The 19,424-nt window shown below is 65.4% G+C and carries 18 protein-coding genes and 1 riboswitch; of the genes, 13 read left to right on the top strand and 5 right to left on the bottom strand.

Annotated features, from left to right (window positions below; all coding sequences use genetic code 11):
• The first annotated feature begins 1 nt into the window (after position 1).
• On the top strand, positions 2 to 1,510 hold the full coding sequence (gene ppx, locus GY40_RS24645) for an exopolyphosphatase (protein ID WP_038368082.1): 1,509 nt from the start codon (positions 2 to 4) through the stop codon (positions 1,508 to 1,510).
• A gap of 131 nt (positions 1,511 to 1,641) precedes the next feature.
• Here the strand turns inward: ppx and metC are convergent, their stop codons facing one another.
• A complete protein-coding gene (metC, locus tag GY40_RS24640; RefSeq protein ID WP_038368789.1) occupies positions 1,642 to 2,832 on the bottom strand; it encodes a cystathionine beta-lyase in 1,191 nt (396 codons plus the stop codon).
• A 266-nt stretch (positions 2,833 to 3,098) separates the two neighbouring features.
• Between metC and GY40_RS24635 the strand changes: the two genes are divergently transcribed.
• The 6 genes from GY40_RS24635 to crcB all read left to right on the top strand — a co-directional run bounded on the left by GY40_RS24635 (position 3,099) and on the right by crcB (position 9,973).
• On the top strand, positions 3,099 to 4,121 hold the full coding sequence (locus GY40_RS24635) for an amino acid ABC transporter substrate-binding protein (RefSeq protein WP_038368079.1): 1,023 nt from the start codon (positions 3,099 to 3,101) through the stop codon (positions 4,119 to 4,121).
• A gap of 70 nt (positions 4,122 to 4,191) precedes the next feature.
• A complete protein-coding gene (locus tag GY40_RS24630) occupies positions 4,192 to 5,280 on the top strand; it encodes an amino acid ABC transporter substrate-binding protein (RefSeq protein ID WP_248311274.1) in 1,089 nt (362 codons plus the stop codon).
• A gap of 404 nt (positions 5,281 to 5,684) precedes the next feature.
• Positions 5,685 to 6,878, top strand: a complete 1,194-nt coding sequence (locus GY40_RS24625) for an amino acid ABC transporter permease (protein ID WP_248311273.1) — start codon at positions 5,685 to 5,687, stop codon at positions 6,876 to 6,878.
• Between the two features lie 10 nt (positions 6,879 to 6,888).
• Positions 6,889 to 8,265: an amino acid ABC transporter permease gene (locus GY40_RS24620; protein WP_038368076.1), complete on the top strand. Its 1,377-nt coding sequence runs from the start codon at positions 6,889 to 6,891 to the stop codon at positions 8,263 to 8,265.
• 98 nt (positions 8,266 to 8,363) lie between these two features.
• Entirely contained in the window at positions 8,364 to 9,080 is a 717-nt protein-coding gene (locus tag GY40_RS24615) for an amino acid ABC transporter ATP-binding protein (protein ID WP_051988555.1), read from the top strand.
• A gap of 322 nt (positions 9,081 to 9,402) precedes the next feature.
• Positions 9,403 to 9,465, top strand: a riboswitch (Fluoride riboswitch).
• 79 nt (positions 9,466 to 9,544) lie between these two features.
• Complete coding sequence (crcB, locus tag GY40_RS24610; protein WP_038368783.1) at positions 9,545 to 9,973, top strand: fluoride efflux transporter CrcB; 429 nt, start codon at positions 9,545 to 9,547, stop codon at positions 9,971 to 9,973.
• Positions 9,974 to 10,001: 28 nt separating this feature from the next.
• Here the strand turns inward: crcB and GY40_RS24605 are convergent, their stop codons facing one another.
• The gene (locus GY40_RS24605) at positions 10,002 to 11,162 is read right to left on the bottom strand and encodes a glycerophosphodiester phosphodiesterase (RefSeq protein WP_038368073.1); all 1,161 of its coding nucleotides are present in this window, start codon (positions 11,160 to 11,162) and stop codon (positions 10,002 to 10,004) included.
• A 216-nt stretch (positions 11,163 to 11,378) separates the two neighbouring features.
• Positions 11,379 to 11,519 carry a hypothetical protein gene (locus GY40_RS28080; protein WP_166653092.1) on the bottom strand — a complete coding sequence of 47 codons (141 nt, stop codon included), beginning with the start codon at positions 11,517 to 11,519 and terminating at the stop codon, positions 11,379 to 11,381.
• Positions 11,520 to 11,701: 182 nt separating this feature from the next.
• Here GY40_RS28080 and GY40_RS24600 point away from each other — a divergent pair, with 182 nt between their 5' ends.
• The 4 genes from GY40_RS24600 to GY40_RS24585 all read left to right on the top strand — a co-directional run bounded on the left by GY40_RS24600 (position 11,702) and on the right by GY40_RS24585 (position 16,464).
• Positions 11,702 to 13,000, top strand: coding sequence for an RsmB/NOP family class I SAM-dependent RNA methyltransferase (locus tag GY40_RS24600; protein ID WP_038368070.1), 1,299 nt, complete (start codon positions 11,702 to 11,704; stop codon positions 12,998 to 13,000).
• A gap of 108 nt (positions 13,001 to 13,108) precedes the next feature.
• A complete protein-coding gene (gene guaA, locus GY40_RS24595) occupies positions 13,109 to 14,677 on the top strand; it encodes a glutamine-hydrolyzing GMP synthase (protein ID WP_038368068.1) in 1,569 nt (522 codons plus the stop codon).
• Positions 14,678 to 14,927: 250 nt separating this feature from the next.
• Positions 14,928 to 15,497: a TetR/AcrR family transcriptional regulator gene (locus GY40_RS24590; RefSeq protein WP_038368066.1), complete on the top strand. Its 570-nt coding sequence runs from the start codon at positions 14,928 to 14,930 to the stop codon at positions 15,495 to 15,497.
• Between the two features lie 49 nt (positions 15,498 to 15,546).
• Positions 15,547 to 16,464: an oxidoreductase gene (locus tag GY40_RS24585; RefSeq protein ID WP_038368063.1), complete on the top strand. Its 918-nt coding sequence runs from the start codon at positions 15,547 to 15,549 to the stop codon at positions 16,462 to 16,464.
• A 158-nt stretch (positions 16,465 to 16,622) separates the two neighbouring features.
• Here the strand turns inward: GY40_RS24585 and GY40_RS24580 are convergent, their stop codons facing one another.
• Positions 16,623 to 17,306: a methyltransferase family protein gene (locus GY40_RS24580; protein ID WP_038368060.1), complete on the bottom strand. Its 684-nt coding sequence runs from the start codon at positions 17,304 to 17,306 to the stop codon at positions 16,623 to 16,625.
• 67 nt (positions 17,307 to 17,373) lie between these two features.
• Positions 17,374 to 17,799 (bottom strand): GbsR/MarR family transcriptional regulator, encoded by a 426-nt coding sequence (locus tag GY40_RS24575; protein WP_248311272.1) that lies wholly within the window; start codon positions 17,797 to 17,799, stop codon positions 17,374 to 17,376.
• Positions 17,800 to 17,977: 178 nt separating this feature from the next.
• Here GY40_RS24575 and GY40_RS24570 point away from each other — a divergent pair, with 178 nt between their 5' ends.
• Together GY40_RS24570 and GY40_RS24565 are read left to right on the top strand one after the other, a co-directional pair.
• The gene (locus GY40_RS24570; protein WP_197062815.1) at positions 17,978 to 18,595 is read left to right on the top strand and encodes a 2'-5' RNA ligase family protein; all 618 of its coding nucleotides are present in this window, start codon (positions 17,978 to 17,980) and stop codon (positions 18,593 to 18,595) included.
• 114 nt (positions 18,596 to 18,709) lie between these two features.
• Positions 18,710 to 19,417 carry a glutathione S-transferase N-terminal domain-containing protein gene (locus tag GY40_RS24565; RefSeq protein ID WP_038368055.1) on the top strand — a complete coding sequence of 236 codons (708 nt, stop codon included), beginning with the start codon at positions 18,710 to 18,712 and terminating at the stop codon, positions 19,415 to 19,417.
• Positions 19,418 to 19,424 lie beyond the last annotated feature (7 nt).

The raw sequence follows: 19,424 nt of genomic DNA, 5'->3' as shown, positions 1-19,424 counted from the left end.
ATTGCAGCACGCGCCCGGCCGTCTGGCGCTCGGCGACACCATCGCCATCGTCGATATCGGCTCGAACTCGGTTCGTCTCGTCGTCTACGAGATGCTCGTTCGGGCACCGTCGCAGGTCTTCAACGAGAAGGAGATGGCCGGGCTCGGCCGGCAGGTCGCCACGACCGGCCGCCTGGCCGAGGACGCCATCGAGAAGGCGATCGCCGCGCTGGTGCGCTTCCGCATCCTCTGCGAGGCGATGCATGTCGGCGAGCTCCGCGTCATCGCCACCGCCGCGGCGCGCTATGCCGAGAACGGCCCCGAATTCATCGCCCGGGCGGAGCAGGCGATCGGCCAGCCGATCGAGCTGATCTCGGGCGGGCGCGAGGCGGTGCTGTCCGGGCTCGGCGTCATTTCCGGTTTCGACGAGCCCGACGGCGTGGTCGGCGACCTCGGCGGCGGCAGCCTGGAGCTGATCTCCGTGAAGCGTGGCGAGGTGGGGAAGGGCGCCAGCGTGCCGCTCGGCGGCCTGGCGCTGCTCGACCGCTCGAAGGGCTCGCTGAAGGCGGCCGAGAAGATCGTCAAGGACGAGCTCGACAAGCTGCCCCAGCTCGCCGCCATGAAGGGGCGGGACTTCTACGCCGTCGGCGGCACCTGGCGTGCCCTCGCGACGCTGCATCAGCGCCGGGCCAATTATCCCCTCAACGTCATGCATGGCTACGCCATCCCGCCCCGGGACGCGGCCGATTTCGTCAGGCTGGTCGAGCGCGCCGACGCGTCGGTGCTCGATGCGATCGACGCCGTCTCCTCGGCGCGCCGCCCGCTGCTTGCCTATGGCGCACTGGTGCTGGACGAGCTGATCAAGCGCGGCAAGCCGCGAAACATCATCATCTCCGCCCAGGGCGTGCGCGAGGGCCTGCTGCACGAGCAGCTTTCGGCCGAGGAGCGTGCGGCCGATCCGCTCCTGCAGGCGGCGCGCGACTACAACCTCCTGCGCGCCCGCGATCCACGCCACGCGGCCGAGCTGATCGACTGGACCAAGGCGATCATGGAGACGGCGGGTCTGCCGCAGGACGAACCCTCGGCGCGGCTGGTCGAGGCCGTCTGCCTGCTGTCGGATATCGGCTGGCGCGCCCATCCCGACTATCGCGGCGAGCAGAGCATGAACGTCATCGCCCATGCCTATTTCACCGGCATCGACCATGTCGGCCGCGCCTTCCTGGCGCTGACGATCTTCCTTCGCTATGCCGGGCTGAAGGCGTCCTCGCCTGCGGCCGATGGTCTCAGGACGCTGCTGCCGCCGGCTCTGTTCGAGCGGGCGGTCCTGATCGGCGCGATCTTCCGGGTCGGCTATCTGCTCTCGGCCGGCATGGCCGGCATCCTGCCGCGCATTCCGGCGCTCTGCGTCGACAGGCGCCTCGTGCTGCGCCTGCCCGACGATCTCGCGGCGCTGGCGAGCGAGCGCGTCGAGGGACGGCTCAAGCAGCTCGCGAAGCTCCTGGCGCGGGACTACGAGATCGGGCGGGTCTGACGCCGGGGATCGACGCTCGCGTCATTCTCGGGCGGAGCGAAGCGCCGACCCGAGAATCTCTTGCAGAACCGGGGTCGAAGCCCCGCTTCGCGTGATGCCCGGGTCAAGCCCGGGCATCACGGCTATTTCTCTCAGCTCGCAGCCTTCAGCCGGGCGAAGCCCGCTTCGAGATCGGCCTTGAGGTCTTCGAGATTCTCCAGCCCAATATGGATGCGTACCGTCGGCCCCTTGTAGTCGGGCGTCGTCGCCGTGCGGTAGGCGCGGCAGTCGAAGGGCAGGACGAGGCTCTCATAGCCGCCCCAGGAGGCGCCCATGCCGAACAGCGTGAGCCCGTCCAACATCGCGGCGACCGCCTTCATCGAGACCGGCGCGAACTCGAAGGCGAAGAGCGAGGAGGCGCCGGTGAAGTCGCGCTTCCAGAGGGCATGGCCAGGATCTTCCGGCAGCGCCGGATGCAGCACGCGGGCGATCTCCGGGCGCGCCTGCAGCCATTTCGCCATCTCGATTCCGGCCGGCATCTGCTCCTTGAGGCGGATCGCCATCGTCCGCATGCCGCGCAGCGTCAGGAAGGCGTCCTCCGGGGCGACGATGACGCCGAGCTCTTCCCAGGCCTTGCGCAGGGTCTTGTAGAGCTCGGGCGTGCGGGCCGAGATCGTGCCGATCAGCACGTCGGAATGGCCGGCATAGTATTTCGTGCCGGCCTGGACCGAGATGTCGACGCCGAAGGCGTGGCTGTCGAAATAGAGCGGCGTCGCCCAGGTGTTGTCCATCATCGTCAGGATGCCGCGTGCGGCGGCGGCCTTGGCGATGGCCGGGATGTCCTGCATCTCGAAGGTCTGGGAGCCGGGCGCCTCGGTCCAGACCGCCTTGGTGTTCGGCTTGAACAGTTTGGCGATGTCGGCCCCGACCAGCGGGTCGTAATAGCTGACCTCGACGCCCATCCGCTTCAGGAAGGAATCGCAGAAATTGCGCGTCGGCCGGTAGACGCTGTCCGTCACCAGCACATGGTCGCCGGCGGAGAGGAAGGCGAGGAAGGGCAGGGTGCAGGCGAGCAGCCCCGAGGGGGTCACAACCACGCCCGCGCCGCCCTCGATGGTGTTGGCTGCGGCCTCGAGCGCGTCGAGCGTCGGGTTGCCATGGGTGCCATAGGTGTAGCGCGCCTTCCGGGCGAGGAAGTCCTCCGTGTTCGGATAGATGACCGTGGAGCCTCGTACGATAGGAGGATTGACAAAGCCGTAGCTGTCGCTGGGGTCGCGGCCGGCGAGGGCGAGGCGGGTCCGTGTGCCGAGGCGGGCAAATTCAGAGGAGGGCAGCTTTTTCATGGAACCGATGCGGCTGGAGCGGAAGGCGAGGCGGCCGGGCTTGACCGTCTTGCCAAGTTCGCATGTGATGATTGTGGCGAACAAGTGGCGGCTGCGGCGGATGGCCGTTGCTTGACGCTCATGGGTCGCTCTGGCAATCGACTTGTTCAAGGGGACGCCGCCTCATTGCTGGGAACGACAGAGCGGTTTGGGAGCCGCCAGCGGCGAACCGGATTTTCGAGCGTGTCCGGATCCTCCGGTATGCTTGTTTCAACGGGAGAGTTACGATGAAAAAGCTTTTGGCAGCCGCCCTCTTTGCAGGAGCCGGGCTCGCGATTTCCGCAACGGGCGCCTCGGCCCAGGCCACACTCGCGCAGGTCAAGCAGCGCGGCATCCTGAACTGCGGCTCGAATCCCGGCCTCGCTGGTTTCGGTGTGCCGGACGCGCAGGGCAACTGGACCGGCCTCGACGTCGACGTCTGCCGCGCCGTGGCCGCTGCGATCTTCAACGATCCGGCCAAGGTCAAGTTCATCCCGCTTTCGGCCAAGGATCGCTTCACCGCGCTCCAGTCCGGCGAGGTCGATCTGCTCGTCCGCAACTCGACCTGGACGATGACCCGCGACGCGTCGCTCGGCATCGCCTTCACCGGCGTCAACTACTATGACGGCCAGGGCTTCATGGTTCGCAAGAAACTCGGCGTGAACTCGGCGCTGCAGCTCAACGGCGCCTCGGTCTGCACGCAGCAGGGCACGACGACGGAACTCAACCTCGCCGACTACTTCCGCGCCAACAACCTGAAATACGAGGTCGTGGCCTTCGCGACCGCCGACGAGACCATCAAGGCCTATGATGCCGGCCGCTGCGACGCCTTCACCACGGACGCCTCGGGCCTCTATGCCGAGCGCCTGAAGCTCGCCGCCCCGGACGATCACATCGTTCTGCCGGAGATCATCTCCAAGGAGCCGCTCGGCCCCTCCGTCCGCAACAATGACCCGCAGTGGTTCAACCTGGTGAAGTGGGTCGGCTACGCGATGCTGAACGCCGAGGAGCTCGGCGTCACCAAGGCCAATGTCGACCAGCAGGTGAAGTCCGACAATCCGGAGATCAAGCGTCTGCTCGGCACCGAGGGCAAGTTCGGCGAGCAGATCGGCCTGACCACGGACTGGGTCGTCCGGATCGTCAAGCTGGTGGGTAACTACGGCGAGTCCTTCGAGAAGAACGTCGGCCAGGGCTCGCTGCTCAAGATCGCCCGCGGCCAGAACGCGCTCTGGACCAAGGGCGGCCTGCAATACGCTCCGCCGGTTCGCTGAGCGTGCCATCGGGAGGCGCCGGATCGTCCGGCGCCTCTTCGCGATATCGCCCGGCGCCATGATCTGGGCCATGGCCCGGGCGGACCGCGACGACATCGGCCGCTCATCGGCCGCAACGACCGGTTTTGCCATGGGAACAGCGAGGATAGCCCATATCTTTGCGCTGACTGCCGCCGCGGCGATCATCGCCCCGGAGGCCCTGGCGAAGGGCGATCTGCTGGCGCAGGTGAAGGCCCGCGGGACGATCCTCTGCGGCGTCGCGCCATCGCTGCCCGGCTTCTCCATGCCTGACAGCCGGGGCAACTGGACCGGGCTGGACGTCGATCTCTGCCGCGCGCTGGCCGCCGCGATCTTCGACGATCCGGCCAGGGTGAGCTTCGTGCCGCTCTCCTCGCAGGACCGTTTCACCGCCTTGCAGACGGGGGAGGTCGATCTCCTGTCGCGCAGCTCGACCTGGTCGATGACGCGCGACACGGCGCTGGGGCTGCGTTTCGCCGGGATCAATTTCTACGGCGGCGAGGGCTTCATGGTCCGCAAGGCGCTCGGCATCGCCTCCGCCACGCAGCTCGGCGGCGCCACGATCTGCGCCGAGCAGGGCACCACCACGGAGCTCAACGTCGCCGATTTCTTTCGCCGTCACGGCCTGCGCAGCGAGATCGTCACCTATCGCGGCAGCGACGAGACGGTCGATGCCTATGGGGCCGGCCGTTGCGACGCCTATGCCTATGATCGGGCCGGGCTCGCGATCCAGCGCAGCAGGCTCGCCGCGCCGCAGGATCATGTCATCCTGCCCGAGACGATTTCGAAGGAGCCGCTCGGGCCGGTGGTGAGGCAGGGTGACGAAGGCTGGTTCGGCTTGGTGAAGTGGACGCTGTTCGCCATGCTCGATGCGGAGGAGCTCGGCGTGGGCCAGAACAACGTGGAAGCGATGCGGGCCTCCGAGCGGCCGGATGTCCGCCGTCTTCTCGGCCTCGAAGGCGATTTCGGAGGAGCGCTCGGGCTCTCGCGCGACTGGGCCTACCGGATCGTTCGCCATGTCGGCAATTATGGGGAATCCTTCGAGCGCAACCTCGGCCGCGGCTCGCGGCTGGGGATCGAGCGGGGTCTGAACGCGCTCTGGACCGGAGGTGGGTTGCATTACGCGCCGCCGGTGCGCTGAAATCGGCCGGCGCAGGAGGCAGGGGCGCCGAACGGCCGGGAGCCTCGGGTTGCCGGATTGAAACAAGAAGACCGCCGGAAAGGTGGTCCGGGACTTGCTATGAACGCGGCGAGAGCGGGACCAACCCGCTCCGACAGGGGAATGACGATGAAGAGTTCGATCGAGAGGCTGCGAGCGCGGCCGGTTTCTTCGCAGCCGAGCCCGGCGGATGGGCCGGCGAGGCGGTACCCGCACGCCTTGGCGACAGGGCGTCACAGGCGCGGCGCATCCGCCATGGCAGGAAGCGCGATCGACGACGGACAGGAATGACCAGAGACAATCGGTCCGGACCCAACGGCCTTCGGTGGAGTCGCACCGCCGCAGGATCGCCGGCCTCAACAAGCGAAGAAAAAAGGGCGTAACAGGTGTCGAGCATCCCGACCGAAACGGTATCACCCGGCAAGGCGTCGTTATTCTACGATCCGAAGATCCGGGGCTATGTCTATCAGATCGTTCTGCTGCTGGTGGTCGGCTTCCTGATCTGGTCAGCGGCCTCGAACGTCATCGAGAACCTGCGGGCGCAGAAGATCGCCTCGGGCTTCGGCTTCTGGCACAACGCGGCCGGCTTCGACGTCAACCAGAAGCTCATCCCCTTCAGCGCTTCGGGCTCGACCTATGGCCAGGCGTTTTTCGTCGGCCTGCTGAACACGCTGCTCGTCGCCGCGCTCGGCATCGTGCTGGCGACGATCATCGGCTTCTCGGTCGGCGTCGCGCGGCTCTCCAGCAACTGGATCATCGCCAAGCTGGCGATGATCTATGTCGAGGTCATCCGCAACATCCCGCTGCTGCTCCAGCTCTTCTTCTGGTACAACGCGGTGCTGAAGCCCTTGCCGGACGCGCGCAATTCGATCTCGCTGCCCGGCGGCATCTATCTGAACAACCGCGGCATCATCTTCCCGAACCCGCAATTCGCACCGGCCTTCGAGTGGGTGGTGATCGCTTTCCTCATCGGCATCGCGGGCTCGATCGCGTTCTACATCTGGGCGCGCGGGCAGCAGGCCAAGACGGGGAAGCAGTATCCGAACGGCTGGGTGGCGTTCGGCCTGGTCATCGGCATGCCCCTGATCGTCTTCCTGCTGGCCGGCCAGCCGCTATCCTTCGAGTATCCGCAGCAGGGCCGCTTCAACCTGACGGGCGGCCTGCAGATCTTCCCCGAATTCGTCGCGCTCCTCGTCGGCCTGTCGACCTACACGGCGGGCTTCATCGCCGAGGTCGTGCGCGCCGGCATCCTCGCTGTCTCGAAAGGGCAGACGGAAGCCGCCAACGCGCTCGGCTTGAGGTCGGGGCCGACCCTGAAGCTCGTCGTCGTGCCGCAGGCGATGCGCGTCATCATCCCGCCGCTGACCTCGCAATACCTCAACCTCGTCAAGAATTCGTCGCTGGCGGTGGCGATCGGCTATCCCGATCTCACCCAGGTCTTCATGGGCACGGTGCTGAACCAGACCGGCCAGGCCGTCGAAATGGTCTCGATCACGATGGGGGTCTACCTCACGATCTCGCTTGTGACCTCGTTCGCGATGAACATCTACAATAAGCGCATGGCGCTGGTGGAACGGTGAGGGCGCAGCGATGACCGACGCAACTCTCGACAACGCACCCAACGCCTTCGTCCGCAGGGAAACGCTCGCGCAGCAGCCGGCGCCGCTCTCGGTGGCCGGCCCGGTGGCGTGGATCCGCTCGAACCTCTTCTCCAGCCCGCTGGGCACGGTCCTGACGCTGGTGAGCCTCTACATCGTCATCGTCGGGGTGGAGGACCTGGTGCGGTTCTACATCCTCGACGCCGTCTGGACCGGTGCGAACCGCGAAGCCTGTCTCGCCGACAAGATCGGCCGGCCGGTCGGCGCGTGCTGGCCCTATGTGGTCGATCGTTTCCAGTATTTCGTCTACGGCTCCTATCCGGTCTCGCAGCGCTGGCGGGTCAACATCGTCTTCGTGATGTTCGCGCTCGGCGTCGTCTGGCTCCTCTGGAACAAGGCGCCGCTGAAGAAGCTCGGCGCCTTCTTCTTCTTCATCATCCTGCCGCTCAGCGGCTTCATCCTGCTGCTCGGCGGCGCGACGGCCGAGGGGCTGCTGCGCAATCTGCTGCTGCTCAGTGCCGCGCTGGCGGTGCTCTACGCCGTGGTGTCCTTCGTGCCCTCGCTGGCGTTCTGGACTCCTGCGCCGCTGCTGGCGGCGGAGCGCGAGGCGTCGCCCTGGCAGCGCTTCTACCGGCCGAAGCGGCTGATCCTGATGGCGCTCGTCGTCTTCGGGCTGATCGCCGTCATCCAGCAGCAGCTCGGCCTGCCGCGGGTCGATACCGGCCTGTGGGGCGGCATGACGGTGACCTTCCTGATCTCGGCGGTCGGCATCGTCTTCTCGCTGCCGCTGGGTGTCGTCCTGGCGCTGGGACGCCGCTCGCGGCTGCCGATCATCCAGCTGCTCTCGGTGATCTTCATCGAGTTCGTGCGTGGCGTGCCGCTGATCACGGTGCTGTTCATGGCGAACACCATGCTGCCGCTCTTCGTGCCGCAGGAATATTCGCCGGACCGGCTGCTGCGGCCGCTGATCGGCGTCGCGGTCTTCGCCTCGGCCTATATGGCGGAGGTCATCCGTGGTGGTCTCCAGGCGATTCCGAAGGGGCAGTTCGAAGGAGCGATGTCGCTCGGCCTCGGCTACGGGCAGATGATGCGCCTCATCATCCTGCCGCAGGCGCTGCGCATCGTCATTCCCGGCATCGTCAACACCTTCATCGGCCTGTTCAAGGACACGACGCTGGTCGCGATCGTCGGCATCTTCGACTTCCTGAACACAATCCAGGCGACGCTGGTCGATCCGACCTGGGCGACGCCGACGACGCGGACGACGGGCTATGCTTTTGCCGCGATCTTCTATTTCCTGTGCTGCTGGGGCATGTCGCGATATTCGATTGCGGTCGAGAAGCGCCTGGCTGCCGGCCAAAGACGTTGAGAGGGACAAAAACCATGGCAATGGCCGAAACCAAGATCACCGACACCCGCCCGGCAGCGCTGAAGCCGACCTCGTTGAAGACCGCGACGGCGGTGGAGATGGTCGGCGTCAACAAGTGGTACGGGGAGTTCCACGTGCTGCGTGACATCAACCTCAAGGTCTCCCGCGGCGAGAAGCTGGTCATCTGCGGCCCGTCCGGTTCGGGCAAGTCGACGATGATTCGCTGCATCAACCGGCTGGAGGAGCACCAGAAGGGCCAGATCGTCGTCGACGGCACGGAGCTCACCAACGATCTCAAGAAGATCGACGAGATCCGCCGCGACGTCGGCATGGTCTTCCAGCACTTCAACCTGTTCCCGCATCTGACGATCCTGGAGAACCTGACGCTGGCGCCGATCTGGGTCCGCAAGATGCCCAAGAAGGACGCCGAGGAGATCGGCATGCACTATCTCAAGCGCGTCAAGATTCCCGAGCAGGCTCATAAATATCCGGGCCAGCTCTCGGGCGGCCAGCAGCAGCGCGTGGCGATCGCCCGTTCGCTCTGCATGAGCCCGAAGATCATGCTGTTCGACGAGCCGACCTCGGCGCTCGACCCCGAAATGGTCAAGGAGGTGCTCGACACCATGGTCTCGCTGGCGGAGGAGGGCATGACCATGCTCTGCGTCACGCACGAGATGGGCTTCGCCCGCCAGGTCGCCGACCGCGTCATCTTCATGGACGCCGGCCAGATCGTCGAGATGAACACCCCCAACGAGTTCTTCAAGAACCCGCAGCACGAGCGCACCAAGCTCTTCCTCAGCCAGATCCTGCACTGAGACGGTCGGGTTAGATCGAATTGCGAAAGCGCGCCGGGAAACCGGCGCGCTTTTCTTTTTCGTCGAGCATTGCGTCGTGGCGGAAGCGCGAGTCATCCCGGACGCAGCCCTCGGGTCCGATCTTCGATCGGCCCAAGGATAAACTCCGCGAAGATCCCGGACCCATGCCTGAACCTTGATCGGAAGCGCTCCGACATGGATCCCGGGTCAAGCCCGGGATGACGGCGGAGGTTCTGGGTAAAATCACCACGCTCCAATGCGGAAATCATGCGGCCGGCGCCCGCGAACGCCGTTGCGCCGGACCGCGCGGCATCCTATTCTCACCGGCGATGGGGATGGAGTTCCCCCGAAACCGCCCGTGAGGGCTGATGACTCCTACCGCACGAAACTGCGGTGGGAATCCGTCCGGAGCCCGCCGCAAGGCGGGTTTTTTCATGCCCGTCGACAAGGGAGCCGAAGCGAGCATGTCCTTCTCGACCGTCGTTTTCGTCATGATCGGAGGCGCGCTCGGTACGCTGGCGCGCTACCTCATCTCCGTGCTTGCGCTGCCGATCAGCGGGAGCCTGCCCTGGGGCACCATCCTCATCAATATCGCCGGCTCCTTCGTCATCGGCTTCTTCGGCACGCTGACGCTGGCGAGCGGCCGCTTCCCGGTGTCCGAGCCCGTGCGCCTGTTCGTGATGGTCGGCCTCTGCGGCGGCTTCACCACCTTCTCGTCCTTCAGCCTGCAGACGCTCGACCTGTTGCGCAGCGGCGAGACGGTGCGGGCGGCGATCAACGTCGTCGCCTCCGTCGTGCTCTGCGTGACGGCCGTCGCGGTCGGCCACGCCGCCGCCACCCGGTTCAACGGTGATCCGCGCATCGCGCAGATGGTCATGGAGGAGGAGGCCTGAAGCCTCCTCCCTGGGCAAGCCTTGCGGCCTACTTGCCGTCGCGGGCTTTCACGGCGTGGTCGGTGAAGTCGGTGAACATGCCGTCGATGCCGAGCGCCAGATGGGCCTTGTATTCGGCAACCGGGTCGTTGTTGTAGTCGGCCGCGAGCCGGTGCGCCTCGCTGCGATAGGCCCACGGGTGGACCACCAGCCCGGCCGCATGCGCGTCCTTCACCACATTGGTCGGCGCGATGACGTTGCGGTCGCGCTCGTCGATCTTCCCGTCGCCGTTGAGGTCCTTCGGCTTGCCGTCCGGGCCGATCGTCTGCCGGGCGCCGATCAGATAGACCTTCCAGGGGCCGACGCCGTCGGCATAGGTCGCGATCTCCTTGAGGCCCTCCGGCGACAGCATGTCGGGGAAGGTGCGGCTGTCGCCGAGCACCGCGAAGTCGTAGGGCCGGTCGAAAGGGGCGGCCAGCGTAACCTTGCCGTCCTTGTCGATACCGTCGCCGTCGACGAGCTGCACGAGCCGGAGCTGCGTCTTCTTGCGCAGATATTTCAGGTTCGCCGTCTCGAAGCTCTGGATGAAGACCGGGGAGCTCTTCTGCGTCCAGCCTGCGTCCGTGAGCATGTCGAGCAGCTTGTCCTCGAAGGCGAGGCCGAGCGCGGCGTGGTAGGTCGGGTGCTTGGTTTCCGGATAGATGCCGATGGTCCGGCCGGTGCGGGCGCTCTCCGCCTTGGCGAGGTCGATCACCTCCTGGAAGGTCGGGATCTCGTATTTGCCGTTATGCGACTGATCGCGATCGGCGAAGGCCTGCTTGGCCCGCAGCGTCTTGATCTCGGCCAGTGTGAAGTCGTTGGCGAACCAGTCCGTGGTCTCGATGCCGTCGAGCTTGCGGGTGGTCTTGCGGCCGGCGAATTCCGGGCGGTCGGCGACATCGGTGGTGCCGCTCAGCATCGGCTCGTGGCGCACGACCAGCACGCCGTCCTTGGTCGAGACCAGGTCCGGTTCGATGAAGTCGGCACCGAGTGCGATGGCGCGCCGGTAACCTTCGAGCGTGTGCTCCGGCAGATAGCCGCTGGCGCCGCGATGGGCGATGACGAGAGGCGGTTGGCCCGAAAGCGTCGGCGCGGACTGCGCGCCGGCGGTCAGCGGTTGCAGCGCCAGGGCGGCGAAAAGCGATGTCGAGAAAAGCAGCGTCTTCTTCATGATGGGCCTCGGCTCGCGAAAGGGCGCGCGAAGCTAGGCCGCGGGATGTGACATCCCCATGAAGTGTGTTCGCGCCTGTGCGCTGCCGGCCGGGGACGGCCGACTGCGAACCGGACGTCAGGAATCTGTTTGGAAACTCTCGACCCTGCTCCGAGAGGCCATTCCGGGCGGAATGACGGCTCGGGATGAGGGTTCAGGGCGTTTCCAAACGGAACCTCAGCGGTGATTCTCGAGCGTGGTCTTGGCGTCGAGGCGCTTGGCGGGCGGCGGGGTCAGATCGGCCTGCGGCTGGGTGGCGCAAGCGGCGAGAGCGAAGGCGAAGAGGCCGAGAACGGCAAGGCGGGCGGCATTTTTCATGGTGTCGTGTCCCATTGGCCGCGACATGCGGTTGCATCGTCTTTCTGCTTATGAAACGACCGCGTCAAGAACATGCCGCCGCGATACCCATGCCGCAGCGACATGATGGAATGCGTTGAAACTGACCTTGCCCTTGTTTCGCGGCGCCATGCCCCAGCGGCCCGCGCCAGGATCGAACGACCATGACGCCAGCCGCCCGGATCAGCGCCGCCATCGAGGTGCTGCAGGACATCATCGAGCGCCGTCGCCCGGCTGTCGACGCGCTCAAGGATTGGGGCCTGTCGCGCCGCTTCGCCGGCTCCAAGGACCGCGCGGCCGTCGCCTCGCTGGTCTATGACGCGCTGCGCCGCAAGGCCTCCTCCAGCTACGCCATGGCTTCCGAGGAGCCGCGCGCGCTGGTGCTGGGCATGCTGATGGGCCTGCGCGGCCTGCCGCTCGCCGAGATCGCCGCGCTTTGCTCCGGCGAGAACCACGCGCCCGCGCCGCTCAGCGCCGACGAGACGGCCCTGCTCACCGCCTTTTCGGATGACGATGCGCCCGACTGGATTCGCGCGGACGTGCCGGAATGGCTCTGGACCGCCTTCGAGGCGGCGTTCGGCGCGATGGCGGTGGAGGAGGCGCGGGCCTTGGCGGCGCGCGCTCCCGTCGATCTGCGCGTCAACCGGCTCAAGGCCAGCCGCGACGCGGTGCTGAAGGATCTCGCCCATCTCCAGCCGGAAGAGGGCGCCTGGTCGCCCGACGCCTTGCGCTTCCAGCCCGGCCATGACGGGCGCGGCCCGTCGCTTCAGACTGAAGCCCCCTTCTTTGCCGGCGCCTTCGAAATCCAGGACGAAGGCTCGCAGCTCGTGACCTTGCTCGCCGGCGCGAAGCCCGGCGATACGGTGATCGATCTTTGCGCCGGGGCAGGGGGCAAGACGCTGGCGCTGGCGGCGCTGATGGCCAATCGCGGCAATCTCTACGCCACCGATCTCGACAGCCGCCGCCTTGCCCCGCTGCATGACCGGCTGGCGCGCTCGGGCGCCGACATCGTCGATATCCGCATTCCGCGCTCGCGCGGCCACGAGCCTTTGGCGGATGTCGCCGGGCAGGCCGATCTCGTTCTGGTCGATGCGCCCTGCACCGGCTCCGGCACATGGCGGCGCAATCCCGATGCGAAGTGGCGCGTGCGCCCCGGCGCGCTCGCCGAGCGGATCAAGGACCAGGCCGAGGTGCTGGCCCGCGCCGCCAGGCTGGTGAAGCCGGGCGGGCGCGTCGCCTATATCACCTGCTCGATGCTGCCGGAGGAGAACGACGAGGCTATCCGCGCCTTCCTCGGCCGTCACCAGGGCTTCGCCGCGGTGGCGCCGATCGACGTGCTCACCGGGGCCGAGAGCGACTTCTCCCTGCTCGCCCGCTTCGCCACGGAATTCGGCCTGCAGCTCTCGCCGCGCCGGACCGGGACGGACGGGTTCTATCTGGCTTGCCTGCGACGCGGGGATTGAGGCGGGGGCAGCCGTTGCGCGCGCCCGCGTGATCCATACTCTGAGGCCGCATCGGATTGCCCCGAAAAGTGGGTTCCACTTTTCGGTCCGATGCTCTAACGGGACGCGATGACGAGCGCTCAGCCCCATCACGACTCCATCCTCATCATCGATTTCGGCTCGCAGGTGACGCAGCTGATCGCGCGGCGCATCCGCGAGATCGGCGTCTATTGCGAGATCGCCCCGTTCCAGTCGGCTGGCGAGGCGTTCCAGCGGCTGAAGCCCAAGGGCGTGATCTTCTCCGGCGGCCCGGCTTCCGTGCCGGATGAGGGCAGCCCGCGCGCCCCGGAGGCGGTGTTCACCGCGAATATCCCGCTGATGGGCATCTGCTACGGCCAGCAGACCATGGCGCATCAGCTCGGCGGCAAGGTCGAGGGCGGCCATGCCGCTGAGTTCGGCCGCGCCGATGTCGAGATCGTCGCGCCCTCGAAGCTGTTCGAAGGCGTTTGGGAGAAGGGCGCGCGCTATCCCGTTTGGATGAGCCATGGCGACCGCGTCACCGAATTGCCGCAGGGCTTTTCGGTCAAGGCGACCTCGGAGAACGCCCCCTTCGCGGTGGCAAGCGATGAAGAGCGGCGCTTCTACACCACGATGTTCCACCCGGAGGTCGTCCACACTCCGGATGGCGGCAAGCTGCTGCGCAATTTCGTCGTCGAAATCTGCGGCTGCAAGCCGGACTGGAGCATGTCGGCCTATCGCGCCGAGATGCAGAAGAAGATCAAGGAGCAGGTCGGCTCCGGCCGCGTCATCTGCGGGCTCTCCGGCGGCGTCGACTCGGCGGTGGCTGCGGTGCTGATCCATGAGGCGATCGGCGACCAGCTCACCTGCGTCTTCGTCGATCATGGGTTGATGCGCCTCGGCGAGGCCGAGCAGGTCGTGACCCTGTTCAGGGATCACTACAACATCCCGCTGGTCCATGTTGAGGCCGAGGAGCTTTTCCTCTCCGAGCTGGAGAAGGTCGGTCCCGATCCGGAAGCCAAGCGCAAGACCATCGGCCGGCTCTTCATCGAGGTCTTCGATGCGGAAGCCGCCAAGATCGGCGGCGCCGACTTCCTGGCACAGGGCACGCTCTATCCCGACGTGATCGAGAGCGTCTCCTTCTCCGGCGGGCCTTCGGTGACGATCAAGAGCCACCACAATGTCGGCGGCCTGCCCGAGCGCATGAAGATGAAGCTCGTCGAGCCGCTGCGCGAATTGTTCAAGGACGAGGTCCGCGTGCTCGGCCGCGAGCTTGGCCTGCCCGAGGCCTTCGTCGGCCGCCATCCCTTCCCGGGGCCGGGTCTCGCCATCCGCTGCCCGGGCGAGATCACCAAGGAGAAGCTCGACATCCTGCGCAAGGCGGATGCGATCTATCTCGACGAGATCCGCAAGGCGGGCCTCTACGACGTGATCTGGCAGGCCTTCGCCGTGCTGCTGCCTGTGCGCACCGTCGGCGTGATGGGCGACTACCGCACCTACGACCATGTCTGCGCCCTGCGCGCGGTGACTTCGGTCGACGGCATGACGGCGGATTTCTATCCCTTCGACATGAATTTCCTCGGCCGTGCGGCAACCCGTATCATCAACGAGGTCAAGGGCATCAACCGCGTCGTCTACGATGTGACGTCGAAGCCGCCCGGCACGATCGAGTGGGAGTGACAGGAGCGTCGTTTCGGATACTGCGGGAAACCGTGTCGTAGTGTAGGCGGTTTACACACCTCGACAGTACCGAAAATGTCCGCTTGCGAGACTTTGTGCTCGGTCGGCTTCAGAGCGATTCCCAAAAGATAGCGGACATTCCTGCTTGGGCGACGCGGACCGCGAAAGATGGGACTGCATCCCTTGACCAATCTGATGCCATCGCCTAGATAATTGAGCATCTACTCACTCAATATCGTTAGACCGAAATATGGCGCGTCCCGTCAGTGAAGAAAAGCGACAGGCGCTGCTCGATGCAGCGGCCGAGTTCGTGGCCAGCCTGGGCACAGGCGCGTCCACGGCCAAGATCGCAAAGGCTGCTGGCGTTTCCGAGGGGACGCTGTTCACTTACTTTCCAACCAAGGACGATCTGCTGAATCAGCTCTTTCTGGAGATCGAGACCGACCTCACAGAGACGATGCTGGCGCCATATCCCGCGAACGCCTCCGCCCAAGATCGGCTATTCGCGGTTTGGAACCGTCTGATTGATTGGGGGGTGGCTCATGCCACAGCGCGCAAGGCCCTTCGCCAGTTGAAGGTGTCGGATCGCGTGACGGCGGAAAGCCGGAACCGGTGTCACGCCATGCAGCGAGATGCGCGAACGATGGTGGAGGAGTGTCTCGCCGGCCATACCGCGCCTGACAGGATCGCCTTCTACATCGATACCATTCTCTTCGATTTAGCCGATATCAGCATCAACGCGGTCGCGGCCAAACCCCAGGAAAGTGACGCCATCCGGCAGGCCGGGTTCGACCTGTTCTGGAAGGGGTCCGCCGCTTAAATTTTAACTCATAAATGAGTATGTAGTCACTCATAGACAGGGATCGAAAGTGTCGAATAGTAAGGGTTTCACCGAAGCCAACGTCCCCGAACAAACGGGAAAAAGCTTCATCGTCACAGGCGCCAACGCCGGCGTAGGATTTGAAATCGCGCGGGTGCTTGCCGCCAGGGGCGCGCGCGTCCTGCTTGGCTGCCGCGAGCAGACTAGGGCGCAGGATGCCATTGCGCGGATCAAGCGGATCACGCCGAATGCGGATCTCATCTGGTTGCCGCTGGACCTCGGTGACCTGGACAGCATTCGCGCCGCAGCCGAGATCGCCGCGAAGGAGCCCCGGATCGATGCGCTCATCAACAATGCAGGGGTCATGAACCCGCCGCTGACGCGCACGAAGCAGGGGTTTGAATCGCAGTTCGGCGTCAATCATCTCGGCGTGTTCGCGCTCACTGCGCTGCTCCTGCCTAAACTTGCGGAGACTCCGGGAGCGCGGGTGGTCGTGACCTCGAGCGTCGCACATCTGAAGGCCAAGATCGACTGGGACGACCTCAACGCCGACAAGAGTTATGTCAAGACCGAGCGCTACGGCGCCAGTAAGTTGGCGAACGCGCTGTTCTTCTTCGAGCTGGATCGTCGCCTGCGTGCGGCGAAGTCGCCCGTCACAGCCATCGGCATTCATCCTGGAGTCGCTGCCACAAGTCTTGGCCGTCACATGGGGCTGATCCAGACCGTCGGCCCAATCGTCGGCCTGTTGCTCAATAGCGCCGACAAGGGCGCGTGGCCGGCACTTCTGGCCGCGACCGGCGAGGTGAAACCCGGAGGCTATTATGGTCCCACCGGCTTTGGCGGAATCCGCGGTGTAGCCGGCGAAGCAAAGCGCGCGCCGCATGCCGAAGATTCAGCGCTCGCGAAGCGGCTGTGGGAAGCATCCATCGCCATGACCGGCATCGATCCAGGCTTGCCGGCCGCGTGACCTCACGAGGCGACAACGGTTAAAATCAACAGCGTGGATTTTAACAGATCCCATGTCGGCTTATTGTTATCCAAGCTAAGAAATTTATAGTGAAATCAGATTCTTATGGTCAATCCGAACAGTCTGCTGGGAGTGACCAAGGGTACTGTAGAGTCGTCTCACCAGATAAGCGGTATCAGGCGCCAGCGCACGCGGCGCGCGTAATCGTCGTAGCCCTCGAGGCCCGTCCGCAGCGCCTGCTCCTCGATGCCGATCCGGATGCTGAACAGGAGGGCGAGGATGGGGACTGTCGCAAGTCCCCACCACGAGCCGAGCACGAGCGACGTGCCGGCGATGTAGAAGAGCGAGCCGAAATACATGGGATGGCGGACAAGGGCATAAGGGCCTGTCGAGATGACCGCCTGTCCGCGGTCCTTTTGTATTTTCACGACCGGCGCCGCGAAGCTGTTCGTGCGCATGACCCAGTAAACGAAGACTAGCGCCGCCAGAAGAAGGCCGCAGCCTGCCCACTGCACGGATGGCGGCATCATCGACCAGTGCCAGCGCGCCGCATCGGCCGCCATGAAGCCCATGCCTCCGAAGATGAGGAGCAGGATCGGGACGAGAACCAGCTTGTCTGCGAGCGGCTGGTCCTTCTGCACGGGCGACTTCAGGCGTTCTCTGAGGAGCCCGGGATCGATACGCGCCATGATTGCCCCAAACAGGATCGAAAGCGCGACCATCAGGCCGAGATAGAGCCAGCCGCCGGCATAGTCGGTCGTGCCCGCGGCACCGAAGATGATCGCGCCCATGAAGCCGAACCAGACGATCGTCTGGAGGATAAGATTGAGAACGAGACCCATTGCCTGCCTCTCGCGTCGAATCTGTTGATCCTTCCACGCGGCATACGCCGCTGCGGGAGTTCGTTTCTCACCGGGGTCGCCGGCCGAGCTTCCAGCGGCTCATGGCGTCTTCCATGGCGCCGCGCATCACCCGATAGAAATCGGCCATCTCGTCGAGGCGCACGCTTGCCGTTTTGGACGCGGCGATTTCGGCTCCGGCGTTCAGCTGTTCGGCCAAGGCGTCGAGCAGGCGGTTTTGCTGCCGGATCATGACGTCGTAATCGTCGGCCACGGCATAGAGCGCACGCTTTGTCCCGGGCTGACTGTGGCGACGCGCCAGCGTGTAGCTCTCCAGCAGTCGCGCGGCGACGCTTGCACTGCTCTTGCTGATCTCGAGGCCCTCGGTGATCTGGTCGAGGCTGACGGGGTCGGGGCAGAGAAGCAGATAGCCATAAAGGCGAGCCGCGACGGGCGGCACGCCCCAGGGCGTGAGCAGCCGTGCCACGTCCTCCACGAACCGTTGCTCATCCTTGCCGGTATTGTTTGATATATTCGGCATATTCCGAATATAGTGGAAATGCGGCTGGCGGCAAGCCTCAACAGCGATGCCTCATGACAGTCTTCGAGCGCAAAATCGCGGTGTGCCCCGGTCCCGGGCCCGGGCGGTGCGAGAGGAAAATCACGATTTACGAGTGTTCCTGATTTGTTCTAGAATGCCGCCCTCAGCCATCTTTTCGAAGGAGGCGACCATGGAACGGAGTATCCGGCCGCCCGAACGGGCCAATTATTTCTTCGCGCTTCTGCCCAATCCCATCGCAGCGGCCGCGGCCGACCATATGGCCCGCGCGCTGCGCAACTGGCTCGATCTGTCCGGCAATCCGCGCGGTATCGGCAAATACCACGTCACGCTGTGGGGATGGCCTGAACGTCGCGAGCCGGATTCTGAGGAGCTGGCCTTGATGCACCGCGCGGCGGGGCGTGTCAGGCAGGATGGCTTCAAGCTGCGGCTCGACGAAGTCGCGACCTTCGCCCAAGGATTGGAGAAACCGGCGCTCGTCATGACCGGCCAGGACAGCGTGATCGGGGCAGAACGGCTTCACGACGCGTTGGATCGGGAACTGCGGGCAGGCGGCTTTCGGGGCAGGCGTTCTCCCTGCCATCCTCATCTGACGCTGCTCTATGCCCGCTTTCGGACGAAGGCGTTCCGCGTGCGGCCGTTGAGCTGGCGCGTGGCGGATTTCGTCCTGATCCGAAGCGTTCCGCGCCGGCGTTATGAAATCCTCGGCCGCTGGCCCCTGGCCAATCCCTGATCATGCGCCACCGCAAACCGGTTTTGCGGCGCTGATGCGGTTGCCCCGTTGCCTTGAGCCCATCCGGCTCTATCGTGCCCGCCCGAAGCTCTCCCGATTCAACCGGAGCACCCGATGGCCGATCTTTCCGCTTTCGCGATCACCAAGCGCTGGCCCGCCAGCCATCCCGACCGCATCCAGCTCTATTCGCTGCCGACGCCCAACGGCGTGAAGGCCTCGATCGCGCTAGAGGAGCTGGAACTGCCCTACGAACCGCATCTGATCGACATCGGCAAGAACGAGACCTGGGGACCGGAATTCCTCTCGCTCAACCCGAACGGCAAGATCCCGGCGATCATCGACCCCGATGGGCCGGGCGGGAAGCCCTTCGGTTTGTGGGAATCCGGCGCGATCCTGCTCTATCTCGCCGAGAAGGCCGGCAAGCTCCTGCCGAAGGACCCTGCCGCCCGCTACGAGACCATCCAGTGGGTCTTCTTCCAGATGGCGGCGATCGGGCCGATGTTCGGCCAGCTCGGCTTCTTCCATAAATTTGCCGGCCGCGAATATGAGGACAAGCGCCCGCGCGACCGCTACGCCAACGAGAGCAAGCGCCTGCTCGGCGTGCTGGAGGACCGGCTGGGCAGCCGCACCTGGATCATGGGCGACGACTATACCATCGCCGATATTTCCATGCTCGGCTGGGTGCGCAACCTCGTCGGCTTCTATGGCGCCGGCGAACTCGTCGACTATGCCAGCCTCACGCATGTGCCGATCTGGCTGGAGCGCTGCCTGTCGCGCCCGGCGGTGCAGCGCGGCCTCGACAGCCCGAAGCGTCCGGCCTGAGGCGCGC

It is taken from the genome of Allobosea sp. UNC402CLCol, assembly GCF_000745475.1.
Classification (GTDB): Bacteria; Pseudomonadota; Alphaproteobacteria; order Rhizobiales; family Beijerinckiaceae; genus Allobosea; species Allobosea spartocytisi.
Note: the sequence above shows the minus strand (reverse complement) of the source record. Positions and strands in the feature narration are given on the sequence as shown.